Annotated in this window: 12 protein-coding genes; 7 read left to right on the top strand and 5 right to left on the bottom strand. The window is 59.7% G+C overall.

The genetic code is table 11. From position 1 onward, the window contains the following. Positions 1 to 22 precede the first annotated feature (22 nt). Together J2Y83_RS05120 and J2Y83_RS05115 are read right to left on the bottom strand one after the other, a co-directional pair. Positions 23 to 436: an NUDIX hydrolase gene (locus tag J2Y83_RS05120; protein WP_253393577.1), complete on the bottom strand. Its 414-nt coding sequence runs from the start codon at positions 434 to 436 to the stop codon at positions 23 to 25. 48 nt (positions 437 to 484) lie between these two features. Further along, complete coding sequence (locus J2Y83_RS05115; protein ID WP_253393576.1) at positions 485 to 1,834, bottom strand: HD domain-containing phosphohydrolase; 1,350 nt, start codon at positions 1,832 to 1,834, stop codon at positions 485 to 487. Positions 1,835 to 2,089: 255 nt separating this feature from the next. Between J2Y83_RS05115 and J2Y83_RS05110 the strand changes: the two genes are divergently transcribed. The 6 genes from J2Y83_RS05110 to J2Y83_RS05085 all read left to right on the top strand — a co-directional run bounded on the left by J2Y83_RS05110 (position 2,090) and on the right by J2Y83_RS05085 (position 10,309). Continuing rightward, positions 2,090 to 3,964: a putative bifunctional diguanylate cyclase/phosphodiesterase gene (locus J2Y83_RS05110; protein ID WP_253393575.1), complete on the top strand. Its 1,875-nt coding sequence runs from the start codon at positions 2,090 to 2,092 to the stop codon at positions 3,962 to 3,964. 52 nt (positions 3,965 to 4,016) lie between these two features. Then, positions 4,017 to 4,973, top strand: a complete 957-nt coding sequence (locus J2Y83_RS05105) for a cytochrome-c peroxidase (RefSeq protein WP_373423735.1) — start codon at positions 4,017 to 4,019, stop codon at positions 4,971 to 4,973. Positions 4,974 to 4,983: 10 nt separating this feature from the next. Further along, positions 4,984 to 6,807 carry a DAHL domain-containing protein gene (locus J2Y83_RS05100; protein ID WP_253393573.1) on the top strand — a complete coding sequence of 608 codons (1,824 nt, stop codon included), beginning with the start codon at positions 4,984 to 4,986 and terminating at the stop codon, positions 6,805 to 6,807. After that, the gene (locus J2Y83_RS05095; protein WP_253393572.1) at positions 6,804 to 8,207 is read left to right on the top strand and encodes an ATP-binding protein; all 1,404 of its coding nucleotides are present in this window, start codon (positions 6,804 to 6,806) and stop codon (positions 8,205 to 8,207) included. The genes J2Y83_RS05100 and J2Y83_RS05095 overlap by 4 nt, the downstream gene beginning before the upstream one ends. A gap of 185 nt (positions 8,208 to 8,392) precedes the next feature. Then, entirely contained in the window at positions 8,393 to 10,012 is a 1,620-nt protein-coding gene (locus tag J2Y83_RS05090; protein WP_253393571.1) for an FMN-binding glutamate synthase family protein, read from the top strand. A 12-nt stretch (positions 10,013 to 10,024) separates the two neighbouring features. After that, on the top strand, positions 10,025 to 10,309 hold the full coding sequence (locus tag J2Y83_RS05085) for a putative quinol monooxygenase (protein ID WP_253393570.1): 285 nt from the start codon (positions 10,025 to 10,027) through the stop codon (positions 10,307 to 10,309). A 90-nt stretch (positions 10,310 to 10,399) separates the two neighbouring features. Here the strand turns inward: J2Y83_RS05085 and J2Y83_RS05080 are convergent, their stop codons facing one another. Genes J2Y83_RS05080 through J2Y83_RS05070 form a run of 3 tightly spaced genes read right to left on the bottom strand, consistent with a single transcriptional unit; the run spans position 10,400 to position 13,267 of the window. Then, complete coding sequence (locus J2Y83_RS05080; RefSeq protein ID WP_253393569.1) at positions 10,400 to 11,938, bottom strand: glycosyltransferase family 39 protein; 1,539 nt, start codon at positions 11,936 to 11,938, stop codon at positions 10,400 to 10,402. After that, positions 11,931 to 12,896, bottom strand: coding sequence for a glycosyltransferase family 2 protein (locus J2Y83_RS05075; RefSeq protein WP_253393568.1), 966 nt, complete (start codon positions 12,894 to 12,896; stop codon positions 11,931 to 11,933). Before J2Y83_RS05075 ends, J2Y83_RS05080 begins: the two co-directional genes overlap by 8 nt. Then, a complete protein-coding gene (locus J2Y83_RS05070) occupies positions 12,893 to 13,267 on the bottom strand; it encodes a GtrA family protein (protein ID WP_253393567.1) in 375 nt (124 codons plus the stop codon). Before J2Y83_RS05070 ends, J2Y83_RS05075 begins: the two co-directional genes overlap by 4 nt. Positions 13,268 to 13,490: 223 nt before the next feature. Between J2Y83_RS05070 and J2Y83_RS05065 the strand changes: the two genes are divergently transcribed. Next, positions 13,491 to 14,639, top strand: coding sequence for an OpgC family protein (locus J2Y83_RS05065; RefSeq protein ID WP_253393566.1), 1,149 nt, complete (start codon positions 13,491 to 13,493; stop codon positions 14,637 to 14,639). Positions 14,640 to 14,692 lie beyond the last annotated feature (53 nt).

Genomic DNA, 14,692 nt, shown 5'->3' with positions numbered 1-14,692 from the left:
CTCAGTCCTTGGAGCGCGCCAATCAGGCGGTGGTGGTCAGCGATTGGCGATAAAACGGCAGGATCAGCTCACGCGTCAAGGGCGCCAGGTGCAGGCCGCCGTCACCGGCAGGGTCGATCCAGCGCACTTCTTCGATCTCGGCGGCCGGCGTCACCGGCACATCGATCTGCACCCGGAACAGTTCAGCTTGCACCGTGAAGCCCGGCTCGTTGGCGGCCGGGGCCGAGAAGCGGCCGAGGTAGACCGCCTGGCTCGGCTCGATGCGCACGTTCAGCTCTTCGTGCAGCTCACGGGCCAGCGCCTCGACCGGTTGTTCGCCGGCATCGATCTTGCCGCCCGGTTGCATGAATGCCTGGGTGCCGCGCTTGCGCACCAGTAAAGTCTGGCCGTCGCCGCCGATCAAGAGAGCGGCGGCGATACGGATAGTGGTTGGCATGGACAAAATCACCTTGAATGCAAAGGCACAATAATCCCATGAAGCGCCTCAGCCTAAAAGCTGCGGCTCTTCCGGCTCCTTGATAAACACGCTGTACTTGGCGCCCTCCATCGCTTCAAACGCGATCAGCTTGTCCACCAGCGGCAGGTTGAGCACCTTGCCGGCATTGAGCAGCAACATGCCGTTATCGGCGTTGAGATTGCGCGCCAGGACCATGCCTTCGGCCAGTTCGCGGGTGCTCAGCACTTTGACGTTGGGGTCGCCCAGGGTCACGTCGCTGAGGAACGTGGCGCAGGCCAGGACGAAGTTTTCGACCATGTCCGGATCATAGAGCCGCCCCGCGTACTTGCGGATGTACAGCAGTGCTTCACCGCTGTTCATCTGCCGCTCCAGGATCAGGCCTTTCTGCAGTTCGATGAAGTCCACCGCCAGTTTGAGCAACCGCGCGCCTTCGGGAATCGCATCGCCCTTGAGGTGATCGGGAAACCCGGTGCCGTCCCAGCGTTCCTGGTGATGGCGGATCAGCCGGGCGGCGTCCTTCATCGGTTCCAGGGTCATCAATAACGATTCGCTTTGGGTCGGGTAGACCCGATAGCGTTCGCGGTCGTTGCTGTGCAGCAGATCCGACGGGGCGGCCATCATGCCGTCGCTCCAGCTCAACTTGCCGATGTTGTAGAGCGCCGCAGCCATGGCCAGGTCACGGGCGCTGGCTTCGTCCACCGACTGGGCTTTGCAGTACACGCGGATCAGCTCGATCAACTGGCGATTGGTCTGCTTATGCTTGGGCAGGCGCAGGTTGGCCAGCAGCGAAAACACTTCGGTGCCGGTCACATAGCTGCGCTTTAGCTCGTCGTAGGCCAGGTCGAGCATGTCGGCGGTTTGCTGCAACTCGCTGGTGCGGGCTTCGACGCGTTTTTCCAGGGTGGCGTTGAGCGCCTTCAACTGCTCGTTCTGATCACGGGTCAAGCGCTCAAGACGCACGCGCTCGCGTTCGGAATGCTGGTGCTCCAGGGACTGGCGCAACGTCAGGAGCATTTCCTCGTCGTTCCAGGGCTTGCTGATATAGCGGTGGATCTGACCTTCGTTGATCGCCTTGATCATCATGGTCATGTCGGCATAACCGGTCAGCAGGATGCGCGTGGTGGCCGGGTACAGGCGGTGGGTCTCGGCCAGCAGCATCGCGCCGTCCATCGACGGCATGCGCGCGTCGGTCATGATCAGGTCGACGGGCTGGGCAGCCATGATTTCCAGGGCCTGGGCACCACTGCCGGCCAGCAGCACATCATAAGGCTGGCCCCGCAGCAGGCGGCGCAGGCTGTTGAGGATCGACTCTTCATCGTCGACCAGCAAAATAGTAGGTTTGTAAGGGGACGTCGTAGCAGTTGTTTGTTCATCCATGGCGACACCTCCTGACAATGGCACACAGTTGCTTCATTGCACCCCCGCGTGATCCATCGCTGTACTTGCGCAAGCAATGAGCGCTAGATGCTCGCGGGGTAATTGGGGTTGATTTGACGCCAACTGGCGTACTTATTCAAGGGATCCGACTATGCTAGTAGCATGAAGCCATGACTCGCCCCGTTTACCGAAGCATTCAAGGTAAGGAAGCCCGATGCGTAAGAGTCTCCAGTTGCCCGCGCCCCGGTGTCAGTCATGAACCCGTGCTCGGGACGGGCCAACCGACGAATCCTGATCGTCGATGACACGGCCTCCATCCACGAGGATTTCCGCAAGATCCTGTGCGCCGATGCCAATGGCGGCCTGTCCCTGGACAGCATCGAAGAAACCCTGTTCGGCACCGCCCCCACCGTGCGCCAGACCTTTGAGCTGGACTCTGCCTACCAGGGCCAGGAAGCGCTGGCCCTGGTCAACCAGGCCGTGGCAGACAAGGCGCCCTACGCCCTGGTGTTCATCGATATGCGCATGCCGCCGGGCTGGGACGGCCTGGAGACCATCGAACAGCTGTGGAACGTCGACCCAAACCTGCAGATCGCCCTGTGCACGGCCTACTCGGACTATTCCTTCGAAGCCATCGAAGCGCGCATCCAATACAGCGACCAGTTGCTGATCCTGAAAAAGCCGTTCGACAACCTGGAAATCCGCCAGATGGCCAGTGCGCTGACCTGGAAATGGCAGCTGGCCCAGGACGCAGCGCTCAAACTGATGGGGCTGGAGCGCACAATTGAAGAACGCGTGCAGGAACTGCTCAAGGTCTCGCACCTGCTGCAATACGACGCCCTGACCGAACTGCCCAACAGCACCCTGCTGGGCGATCGGTTGACGCAGGCGATTGCCGTCTGCAGGCGCCATGACACCGAGTTGGCCGTGATGTTTATCGGCCTGGACCGCTTCAAGCGCATCAACAATGCCCTGGGCTACCCGGTCGGCGATGACATGCTCAAGCAGGTCAGCCAAAGCCTGGTGGCCACAGTGCGCGCATCGGATTCGGTGTTTCGCTACGGTTCCGATGAGTTCGTGCTGGTCCTCAACGACATCAAGCACCCTCAGCAAACCCAGTACATTGCCGAAAAACTGCTCGGTGCCATCAGCGCGACACGCTATGTGGCCGGGCATGACTTGAGTGTCACCGCAAGCCTGGGCATCAGCATTTACCCCAACGACAGTTTCAGCGCGGTGGAACTGATCAAGAACGCCGAAACCGCCATGCACACCAGCAAAGCCCATGGCCCCAATGACTTCAGTTTCTTCGTCAACGAGATGAACCTGCGCGCCCAGGCCCAGCAGAGCCTGGAAAGCGCGATCCGGCAGGGCTTGCAGCGCGATGAGTTTATTTTGCACTACCAACCGAAACTGGATTTGAACAGCGGGCGGATCGTCGGCGCCGAAGCTCTGATTCGCTGGCACCAGCCCGATCACGGCTGGATCTACCCGTCAGCCTTCATTCCCGTGGCCGAAGACAGCGGCCTGATCGTGCCCTTGAGCCAATGGGTGTTGCGCCAAGCCTGCGAGCAAGCGCATGCCTGGAGCGCCGCCGGCCTGCCTGCGCTGTGTATCTCGGTGAATATTTCGGCGATTGATTTTCGCCAGCGCAATTTTGTCGCCAACCTGGCGGCTATTCTGGAGCGCACGGGCCTGGCGCCCGGTTTGCTTGAACTGGAAATTACCGAGAGCGTGCTGATGCAAAACGTCGAGGACACGCTCGTCACCCTGCGAGGCATCAAGGCCCTGGGCGTGCGGCTGTCGATCGACGATTTCGGCACCGGCTATTCCAGCCTCAGTTACTTGCGACGGTTTCCCATCGATGTGCTGAAGATCGATCAATCCTTCGTGCGCGGCCTGGGCGAAAACAGCCAGGATGCGCAACTGATCAGTGCCATCATCAGCCTGGGCAAGAGTCTGGACTTGAACATCGTTGCCGAAGGCGTCGAGACGCTTGAACAGTTGGATTTTCTCAAAGCCCACCACTGTGAGGAGGGCCAGGGCTTTCTGTTCAGCAAAGCCGTGGCTGCCGATGACTTCGCTCAATTGATGCAGGCCGGGCACCCCAGCCTGATGCCTGACCTATAACTGTCCATCAAGGAACGAACGCTTGAGCCGTCTCCCCTCTCGCTCTCCTCGCCTGTCCCCTCGGGCACTCGGCTTTGCCGTCGTCCTGGGGTATGGCGGCGCCCTGCCCGTGTTGGCCGCGCCGCTGGATGAACCGCTCAAACCGCTGCCGCCGGTGCCGCTGCTGGATGCGGCAACGGTTGAGCTGGGTCGCCAGTTGTTCAACGAGAAACGTCTGTCGGTCAATGGCAGCCTGTCCTGTGCCGGTTGCCATCGACTGGAGACGGGCGGGGCCGACGACAAGCCGTTTTCCCTGGGCTTTGATGGCCAACCGGTCAAGATCAATACGCCCACGGTGTTCAACGCCAGCCTGAACTTCAAGCAGTTCTGGGATGGTCGGGTCGACACCCTCGAGGCCCAGGTCGAACAGGTGGTCATCAGCCCGCGGGAAATGGGCAGCGACTGGAAGACCGTGGTCGACAACCTCACGGCCATGCCGCATTACCAGGCCCAGTTCACCCAGGTGTACCCCGACGGCGTAACGGCGGCCAATGTGCAAAATGCCCTGGCGACTTATGAGCGCACATTGCTCACGCCCAACTCACGCTTCGACCAATACCTGCAAGGCGATACCGAGATCCTCACCCGCGAAGAAAAATACGGCTACCAACGCTTCAAGGAATATGGCTGCATCGCCTGCCATCAAGGCATGAATATCGGCGGCAACATGTTCCAGAAATTCGGCGTGATGGGGGATTATTTCAAGGACCGTCCCCCCGCCGAGACCGACCTGGGCCGCTATCTCGTCACCCACGACGAGGAAGACCGCAACGTGTTCAAGGTGCCCAGCTTGCGTAACGTCGCCGTCACCGCACCGTATTTTCACAACGCCTCGGCCAAGACCCTGGAAGAAGCCGTGGATGTGATGTTCACATTCCAGCTGGGGCGCGTTCCCTCAGCAGAAGACAAGGACCAGATCATCAAATTTCTCAAGACCCTGACCGGCCAATGGGCGGGCAAACCTCTATGAGCAAACGGTCATGAGACTCTCCCGCCACAACGTCGTCCAATTGCTGCTGGCCACCGCGACCGTGCTGCTGGCCTCGGTCCTGGTGTTCCTGTACATCAAGTCAACCGCCGACCAGACCAGCCGCTACACCGAGTCCCGCGACCTGATCCGCCAGATGCAGCAGCTCAATGCGCAGTGGGACAGTGAAGTGCTCAAGGCCAGAATCGCCCTGACCCACAACTACGACCCCCTGGTGACGCCACTGACGCAGATCACCCGACTCTGGGAGGAACTGCACCACCACGCGTCATATCACGCGCCTAAAGACCTGCCAGGCTGGCAAGCCAGCCTGGACGCCGGCGAGGCGGCGATCCGGGACAAAGCGCGGCTGGTCGACCAGTTCAAGTCCCATAACGCGGTGCTGCGCAACTCCCTGGCGTTCCTGCCGACCGCCGAAGACGATATCCAGGCCCAGTTCGCCCAGTTCTCCCAGCTCGACGACGAGGGCCGACTGTCACTGCAAGGCGTCGCCACCGACACCTATGACCTATTGCTCAGCAGCATGGAATTCGCCCAGGTCGCCAGCGAAGACCGCGCGGCCGAAATCCAGTTGGGCCTGAGCCTGCTGGCCGTGAACAAAGAACGCTTGCCGGCTGACTTCCACCTGCCGGTGGACATTCTCAGCAACCACATCGCGCTGATCCTGCGCGAACAGCCGCTGGTCAACACCCTGCTGGAACAGATCGCCGCAGTTCCCGTGGCCGAGCGCCTGGACGAGCTGACCACCCACCTCAATCAGGATCAGCAGGCCTCCGACCTGATCGACCAGATGTATCACAACTACTTACTGGTGTTCTCCACCCTGCTGGTGGCGCTGCTGCTGTACCTGGCCATCAGGCTGTTGCGCAGTTTCGCCGAGATCAACCGGGTCAACCGCGCCCTGCACACCGCCAACGCCAGCCTGGAGCAGCGCGTGGAAAAACGCACCCGCCAGCTCAAGGATGCGCAAAGCGAACTGCTCGACAGCGCCCGCCAGGCCGGCATGGCGGAGATCGCGACCAATGTGTTGCACAACGTGGGCAACGTGCTCAACAGCGTGAACATCTCCGCCGAACTGGTCGCGCGCAAGCTGCGCACCAGCAAAGCATCGGGGTTGGGCAAGGCCATGCAGTTGATCAACGAGCACCCTGATGACCTGGGCACTTACCTGCGCGAAGACGAAAAAGGCAAACTGCTGCCCGGCTACCTCAACCAATTGGTGGAAGCCATCGCCGTCGAGCAACAGGGCATGAGCGATGAGTTGGCGCAGTTGAGCAAAAGCGTCGACCACATCAAGGACATCGTCTCCACCCAGCAATCCTACGCCGGGGTTTCCAGCGTGCTGGAGCCCTTGCAGGTCAGCGCCCTGATGGACGACGCGCTGCGCATGAATTCCGGCGCACTGAATCGCCACCATGTGACGGTGGTCAAGGAATACGCCCAGGTGCCTGAGATCATGGCCGACAAACACCGGTTGCTGCTGATCATGGTCAACCTGATCAGCAACGCCAAGTACGCCATGTCCAACCTGAGCGACCGGCCTCGGCAGATTACGTTGTCGATCAAGACCGTGGAGGACAGCATCCTGCAAATCAGCGTCAAAGACGAAGGTGAAGGCATTCCCGCCGAAAACATGACGCGGATCTTCACCCACGGCTTCACCACGCGCAAAGAAGGCCATGGCTTCGGCCTGCACAGCTGCGCCCTGGCCGCCATTGAAATGAATGGCCGGCTGACCGCCCATAGCGACGGCCCGGGCAAGGGTGCGCTGTTCACTTTGCAAATCCCCCTCAACGATGCAGCAGGCCCCGCATGAACCAACCACCGAACCGGCGGATTCTGCTGATCGATGACACGCCCTCGATTCACGAAGATTTCCGTAAGATCCTCAAGCCGCCCCTGGAACAGAACCAGGCCCTGGACGATATGGAAGCGACGCTGTTCGGCACCCGCGACAAACCGCAAGGCCCGCTGTTCGAGCTGGACTCCGCCTACGGTGGCGAGGAAGGTTTACACCTGCTCAAGGCGGCCATGGCCGCGCAACTGCCCTACGCCCTGGCCTTCGTCGACATGCGTATGCCCCAGGGCTGGGACGGTGCGCAAACCATCGAAGAACTGTGGAAAGTCGACCCGAACCTGCAAGTGGTGGTGTGTACCGCGTACTCGGATTATTCCTGGGAGGATCTGCTGTTTCGCCTACACGCCCATGACCGGCTGCTGATCCTGAAAAAGCCATTCGACAACATCGAAGTCCAGCAAATGGCCAACACCCTGACCGCCAAATGGGACATGGCCCGGCGCGCGTCTTTGCAAACCAGCCAACTGGAACTGTTGGTGGAACAACGTACCCAAGCGCTGACCCACGCCAGCCAGGCCCTGCAACTGGAGATCGACGAGCGCAAACAGCTGGAAAGCCAACTGGTGCAATCGGAAAAACTGGCGTCCCTGGGGCAACTGGCCGCGGGCGTGGCGCACGAGATCAACAACCCGGTGGGGTTCATCTCCTCCAACCTCGGCACCCTCGACAGCTATTTCAAACAGTTGGAGCAGATGCTCGATGCCTACCGCCAGGCTGAAGCCGCGATCGGCGATGATCAGCTCGAAGCCCTGCGCCGTCGCCTGGACCTGGACTTTCTCAGGGAAGATATTCCGACGCTGATTCGCGAAACCAAGGAAGGCATCGGCCGTGTGGCGCAAATCGTCAAGGACTTGAAAGACTTTTCGCGGGTGAACAACGACCAGACCTGGCAGTGGGCCAACCTGCAACAAGGCATCGATTCGACCCTGAACATCGTCGCCAGCGAGCTCAAGTACAAAGCCGACGTGATCAAGCACTATGCGCCCTTGCCGGAAATCGAGTGCCTGGCCTCGCAGCTCAACCAGGTGGTGATGAACCTGGTGATCAACGCAGCACAAGCCATCGGGCCGGAGCGCGGCACCATTACCATCAGCAACGGCGTGGAAGGCGAGAGCATCTGGCTGGAAGTCGCGGACAACGGCTGCGGAATTGCCCCGGACGCCCTGCAGAATATCTTCGACCCGTTCTTCACCACCAAGCCAGTGGGCGAAGGCACGGGGTTGGGGCTGTCACTCTCCTACGGCATCGTCAAGAAACACCATGGGGAAATCTCCGTCAGCAGCGAACTGGGCAAAGGCACCACGTTCCGGGTGGTGCTGCCCATTCGCCAAACACTTAGTGCCCCTGAAGTGACGTAGCGTGGGGCAGAATCGACAGCCAACCCGCCGGCTTTTTTAGCATCACGGCGCGCCGCCAACTGTCTATATCGGGCCAGTCCGCCGTGTCTATGCGACCCAAGCGAATGCACCTACAGGTTGTTCAGGGTTTCCTTACTGGCGCAGAATGTCGCACCGACCAGAAGAGTCCGACCCAAGGTAACCGTATGAGCCTGTCCTTGCTAAGCCGTTACGCGGTGTTTGCCGTATGCGTGATGTTCACCCTCGCCAGCCTGCCCTTTATCGAACATGAATGGTTATGGCCCATTACCCTGGTCACCGGCATCCTCAGCCTGCTCGGCCTCTTCGACCTGCTGCAAAGCCCTCACGCGATACGTCGCAACTACCCGATCCTGGGCAATATCCGTTATCTGGTCGAGGGCATTCGCCCGGAGATCCGCCAGTACCTGCTGGAATCCGACAGCGACGCCCTGCCCTTTTCCCGGGCGCAACGCTCATTGGTCTACTCGCGCGCCAAGAACGAAACCGCCGACAAACCCTTCGGCACCTTGATCGACGTGTACCAGTCGGGTTTTGAATTCATCGGCCACTCCATGCGCCCCGCTCCGTTGACCGACCCGAGTTCGTTTCGCGTGATGGTCGGCGGCCCGCAATGCAAGCGGCCGTACTCGGCCTCGGTCTTCAATATCTCGGCCATGAGCTTCGGCTCTCTGAGCGCCAACGCGATCCGCGCGCTCAACCAGGGCGCCAAGCTGGGCAACTTCGCCCATGACACCGGCGAAGGCAGCATCAGCCCCTACCACCGTGAAAATGGCGGTGACCTGACCTGGGAACTGGGCAGCGGCTACTTCGGCTGCCGCACCCGCGACGGCCGTTTCGACCCGGAGCGCTTCGCCGAGCAGGCGCAGAACCCGCAAGTGCGCATGATCGAAATCAAAATGAGCCAGGGCGCCAAGCCTGGCCATGGCGGCATCCTGCCCAAGCACAAGGTCACCCAGGAAATCGCCGAGACACGCGGCATTCTGATGGGCGAAGATTGCGTCTCGCCGTCGCGCCACAGTGCGTTTTCCACGCCGATCGAGTTGATGCACTTCATCGCCCAATTGCGCGAGTTGTCCGGCGGCAAGCCGGTGGGCTTCAAGTTCTGCCTCGGTCATCCGTGGGAATTCATGGGCATCGCCAAGGCCATGCTCGAAACCGGCATCCTCCCCGACTTTATCGTGGTCGACGGCAAGGAAGGCGGCACCGGCGCCGCACCCGTGGAGTTCACCGACCACATCGGCGTGCCGATGCGCGACGGCCTGCTGTTCGTCCACAACACCCTGGTGGGCTTGAACCTGCGCGACAAGATCAAACTCGGCGCCAGCGGCAAGATCGTCAGCGCCTTCGACATCGCCAGCGTCCTGGCCATCGGCGCCGACTGGGCCAACTCGGCACGCGGCTTTATGTTCGCCATCGGCTGCATCCAGTCGCAAAGCTGCCACACCAACAAATGCCCGACCGGCGTCGCCACCCAGGACCCCCTGCGCCAACGCGCCCTGGTCGTGCCGGACAAAGCCCAGCGCGTGTTCAACTTCCACCGCAACACCCTCAAGGCCCTGGCCGAAATGCTCGCGGCAGCGGGCCTGGAGCACCCGTCGCAACTGTCGGCCAAGCATCTGGTGCGACGCATGTCGGCGACCGAGATCAAGCTGTTCTCACAGTTGCATGTGTTCCTCAAGCCTGGGGAATTGCTGACCGGGGGAGTGAACGGCGAGTTTTATTCGCGCATGTGGCAGATGGCGCGGGCGGATAGTTTTGAGCCGCAGGAAGTCGTTGCGGCGTAAGGGAGTCATCAGATGTTGAAAGTCATCGCGGAAGATTTCATCAAGCCCGAACACCTGGACACGGTGCGCCCGTGGTACGCCGAACTGGTGGAAAAAACCCGCCAGGAACCGCTGTGCATCGCCTACGATCTGTTTGTCGATCAGAAAGACCCGGGGCACTTTATCTTTGTCGAGCAATGGCCCGATCAGGCGGCACTCGATACCCATTGCCAGACCGAACACTTCACCCGGCTGGTGCCGCAGATCAATGAACACCAAGCCAAGCCCTGCAGGGTGCTGCTGATGAATGCGTTCTGAGCCGGGGCAGTTGCCCGGTAGCTGGAAATCCGTGCGCCTGGTTAGTGGCGTTGACGAGGCGAGTGTTGACCTCTGTCTCGGCGCACAGTGCTATGGCGCCTGGTAAAGACGAAGTTCAAGCTCGCCCGCCGCGAGGTAATCAATCTCCCGCCACTTTCCTTGATATGGGTAATAGAGGTCCGTGCTTGAACGCCCTGTCACCCACCACACCCTTCGAACCCCTTCAGGAAAACGATCTGGATCAGCAAGAAAATGCTCATCCCAAGTGTCGTACATGAGTGTAGTGGCGCCATACCCATTTGGCCGACTCGATGAATGCTGGTCGAGTGACTGATCGACTAGATACATATTCCGATCAGAACCCATGTAAAAAACCGCACTAAAGTAAAGAAATCCGCCGCCCACCACAACAATATCTGCTGCTTGTCGATGAGCCGAGATGTAGTCAATCGCCTGTCTCATGCGAACCACCTCAGTGCTTTTTACATAGCTCATGTCACTTTCCTGACGATAGTTGGCTTGCAACCCAAATAGCTCCAACCCGATAACCGCGAAGAACAACAGTGTTGCTGCAACCTGTCTGCTGCTCAGATAAGTCACCGCAGCGCCCAGTATCAACGGAAGCACAAGAGCGGAGAACGCTACATATCGCACCAAGTAAGCGGGAATAAACAATGAAACAACAAACAGCGATAACATAGGAACAAACGCAAAAAACATCAGCAATATAGAAAATCGATACTTTGTTCTGTCTAGCGACACTATCCATCCCGTAATGACCAATAGAACAACGGGTACCAACCAATACCCCACCATTGAAAACGACTTCGGAGAGTTCAACGTAAAAAAACGCCACACCGTATCAGGCAAAGAGTACGGACTGGCCCGCGACAACCAGGCCACACTGCCGACCGCCTGGATTTTTGAGTAGTTCTTCAGCAAATCCACCAGGCTGAACAGCCAAGGAATATAAGCAATCGCGATCAGGACATTACAGGTCCACCACACCGTTCCTGTAACGTGTCGCGCCCTGACAGCGGGATGAAGTCGAAGCACAATCAAGTATAGCCAATGAGCCATAGCCGCTAGTATTGCGTAGTAATGCGTATAGAGCGCCGCGGTCATACAGCCGATGTAAATGAGGCAATAACGGTAACACTCCGACTTTTTCATCCAATAGATCAATGCCAGTGTTGCCCCCATCAGAAACAACCCTAACAATGCATACATCCTTGCTTCCTGGCTGAATCGAACAGACACCGGCAACAACGCCAGAAACAGCCCGGCGACCCACGCAGTTCGATAGTTGAAAATGCTGCGCGCCATCACCATACCCAAAGCGACGGTCAGTATGCCGGCAATGGCGCTCAGGCTCCTGATCGCCAATGGCCCTTTTCCGAACAACTCCATCCAACCATGAAGCAACAAGTAATACAGTGGCGGATGTACGTCTCTACCCGTATGAAACCAGATTGCCTCAGGCGATAACGCACTTATCCCGACACTGAAGGCTTCGTCGTACCAAACATAGGCATCGGTGATCGCGTAAAAGCGAACGCCCGCCGCCAAGGCGATGATCGACAGCCATCCTGCAAGCCGTCCTGTTTCATAAAACTCGAATCTATTCATTATCAGCTCCAGTTTTATGTGCTTCAGTATGGCCGTTCACCTTGATGATCTCCCTCACCACATACCTCGGCCGATGCTTGGCCTCCATATAAATGCGCCCCACATACTCGCCCAATATCCCGATCCCAATCAGCTGCACCCCACCCAAAAACAAGATCGCCGTCATCAACGACGGATACCCCGGCACCGCATTGCCAAACAACACCTTGTCCACCACCAGATACCCGGCGTACACCAGCGCCAGCAGCGAAATACCGCCGCCGATATAGCTCCACAACCGCAGCGGCAAAGTGCTGAACGAGGTGATGCCATCCAGGGCCAGGTTCCACAGTTTCCAGGCGTTGAACTTGCTCTGGCCGACCGCGCGGGGGGCGCGGTCGTACTCGACGATGGCGACGTTAAACCCCGCCCAGGACAGCACGCCTTTCATGAACAATTGCTGCTCGGGCAAGGCTTTGATCACGTCCACCACCTTGCGGTCCATCAACCGGAAGTCGCCGACGTTTTCTTCGATGTGGGTGTAGGAAATTCGATTGAGCAGGTGATAGAACAGCGACGCGCTGTGGCGCTTGAGGTAGCCATCGCTGGAACGATCCCTGCGCTTGGCCAGCACCACATCGGCGCCTTTTTGCCATTCGGTCAACAACTGCGCGATGACCTCGACCGGGTCTTGCAGGTCGACATCCATCGGGACCACCGCATCTCCGGTGGCATATTCGAGCCCGGCGAACAGCGCCGCTTCTTTACCGAAGTTACGCGAGAAGTTGATCAGCACCACGCGGCTATCGGCCAAGGCGAGCGCCTGGGCATACTCGGCGGTGCGGTCGGAACTGCCATCGTTGATAAACACGATCTCGACCGTATGCTCGCGCAACGCAGCCTCTTGACGCACGCGGCGGTAAAACACGCCGACCGCCTGCTCTTCGTTATACACCGGCACCACCAGCGAGAGCCTCATTGCCCACGCTCGCGAAACACCACGCACCGCGACAGCAAAAACCCGCACACCAGGCTGATCAGCGAAAACGCCGCCACGGTGACAATCCCCGGCACCAGCCAACGATCCGCCAGCCAGCCCACGCCCAGGCTCAAGCCACCCATGCACAGCATGAACAGGCCATAGCGCGGCAACGAGGCCGGCATCGCAAAGGTGTAGATCGCATTCACATAGAAGGAAAAGCTCGCCGCCACGCAGAAAGCCAGGAGGTTACTGACCGCCTGGCTCAGCTCAAAGACCGCTCGAAACACAAAAAACAGCTGCCAATGGATCACCGTATTAGCGATGCCAATCACCGTGTAGCTGGAGAATCCCTTCCACAGTCTGGCCATAGCGTTGTCCCGTTGCGACTGGCTCCAGCAAGCCACGGCGCCCGCGCTCCGTCTACTGTCAGAATTAACAGGTAGCGCCGCCGCGCCATTGAGACATTCAGTAATACCCAGCCTTTGCAATTGCTTATAAATACCGCCAACCTGCGCCCGCCCGACGTGCGGCGTAAGACAACCGCCGCGCTCGTCCGTCATTACTAAACCTTTCGTACAAGAGCCCGCTGCCATGCTGAACGGACGCGACCCACGCATCGATTTTTTTCGGGGCCTGGCGTTGATCTTCATTTTCTGGGATCACGTGCCCCACAACCCTCTCGGCCAGATCACCCTGCGCAACTTAGGTTTCAGCGATGCGGCGGAGGTCTTTGTGTTCCTCGCCGGTTACGCCGCCGTGCTGGCCTACGGCAAGATCCTGCAACGCGACGGCTACTGGATCGCCGCGCTGAAAATCCTGCGGCGCGCCTGGGTGCTGTACGTGGTGCATATCTTTTTGCTAGCGCTGCTGATGGGCATCGTGTTTTTCGCCAACAGCCATGTGCAAACCCGTGATCTGGTCGAGGAAATGGGCCTGACGCACTTCGTCACCCAGCCGCAGCAGGCGCTCACCGATGAATTGCTGCTGCGCTTCAAGCCCAACCTGATGGACCCGCTGCCGCTGTACATCGTGCTGCTCGGCGGGCTGGCGCTGATGCTGCCATTGCTGCTGCGCCAGACCTGGGCGGTGGTGGGCGTGTCGTTGAGCGTGTACCTGCTGGCGCCGTGGATGGGCTGGAACCTGCGGGCGATCGCCGATGGCGTGTGGTACTTCAACCCCGTCACCTGGCAGTTGCTGTTTGTGCTCGGCGGCGCGGCGGCGATTCATGCCGGCCGGCCACGCCCGGCACAAACCCGTGGGCTGCTGCGCCAGCCGCTGTTTGTCGCGGCGGCGGCCTACTCGCTGCTGGCGGCGATCATCACGCTCGCCTGGCGCTGGCCCGAAGTGCATGACGCGCTGATGCCGGCGTGGCTCAGCGACCTGCTGTACCCCATCAGCAAGACCGACCTGTCGCCGGTGCGCCTGGTGCACTTCCTGGCGCTGGCCTATGTCACCGCCAAACTCTTGCCGCATGCCGGCTGGACCCGCCATTGGCTGGCGCAACAGAGTTGCCGCATGGGCCGCTATTCCCTGGAGGTGTTCTGCCTCGGCGTGCTGCTGGCGCCGCTGGCGGACATGCTCAATGCCCTGGCCGGCGATGCGTTGGCCATGCAACTGTTCAGCGCGATGGCAGGCATGGTGTTGATGGCGCTTCTGGCGAGCTGGCTGGAATTCAACAAGCGCCTGGACGGCTCGTTGCAAGAGCGACGCGCGCTGCCCACCGCGTCATTAAATAGTTAGCCCCGGCAGGTTTCGCGGCGGTGCTTCCATGCCCTTCCACTTATCGTGAAAGG

Source organism: Pseudomonas marginalis, assembly GCF_024169655.1.
Taxonomy (GTDB): Bacteria; Pseudomonadota; Gammaproteobacteria; order Pseudomonadales; family Pseudomonadaceae; genus Aquipseudomonas; species Aquipseudomonas paraveronii.
This window is presented reverse-complemented; position numbering and strand designations above follow the sequence as displayed.

Excerpts from the sequence above, each read along its gene's own strand:
- J2Y83_RS05120 (WP_253393577.1), bottom strand. The coding sequence starts at position 436 with ATGCCAACCACTATCCGTATCGCCGCCGCTCTCTTGATCGGCGGCGAC.
- J2Y83_RS05115 (WP_253393576.1), bottom strand. The coding sequence starts at position 1,834 with ATGGATGAACAAACAACTGCTACGACGTCCCCTTACAAACCTACTATT.
- J2Y83_RS05110 (WP_253393575.1), top strand. The coding sequence starts at position 2,090 with ATGAACCCGTGCTCGGGACGGGCCAACCGACGAATCCTGATCGTCGAT.
- J2Y83_RS05100 (WP_253393573.1), top strand. The coding sequence starts at position 4,984 with ATGAGACTCTCCCGCCACAACGTCGTCCAATTGCTGCTGGCCACCGCG.
- J2Y83_RS05095 (WP_253393572.1), top strand. The coding sequence starts at position 6,804 with ATGAACCAACCACCGAACCGGCGGATTCTGCTGATCGATGACACGCCC.
- J2Y83_RS05090 (WP_253393571.1), top strand. The coding sequence starts at position 8,393 with ATGAGCCTGTCCTTGCTAAGCCGTTACGCGGTGTTTGCCGTATGCGTG.
- J2Y83_RS05085 (WP_253393570.1), top strand. The coding sequence starts at position 10,025 with ATGTTGAAAGTCATCGCGGAAGATTTCATCAAGCCCGAACACCTGGAC.
- J2Y83_RS05080 (WP_253393569.1), bottom strand. The coding sequence starts at position 11,938 with ATGAATAGATTCGAGTTTTATGAAACAGGACGGCTTGCAGGATGGCTG.
- J2Y83_RS05075 (WP_253393568.1), bottom strand. The coding sequence starts at position 12,896 with ATGAGGCTCTCGCTGGTGGTGCCGGTGTATAACGAAGAGCAGGCGGTC.
- J2Y83_RS05070 (WP_253393567.1), bottom strand. The coding sequence starts at position 13,267 with ATGGCCAGACTGTGGAAGGGATTCTCCAGCTACACGGTGATTGGCATC.
- J2Y83_RS05065 (WP_253393566.1), top strand. The coding sequence starts at position 13,491 with ATGCTGAACGGACGCGACCCACGCATCGATTTTTTTCGGGGCCTGGCG.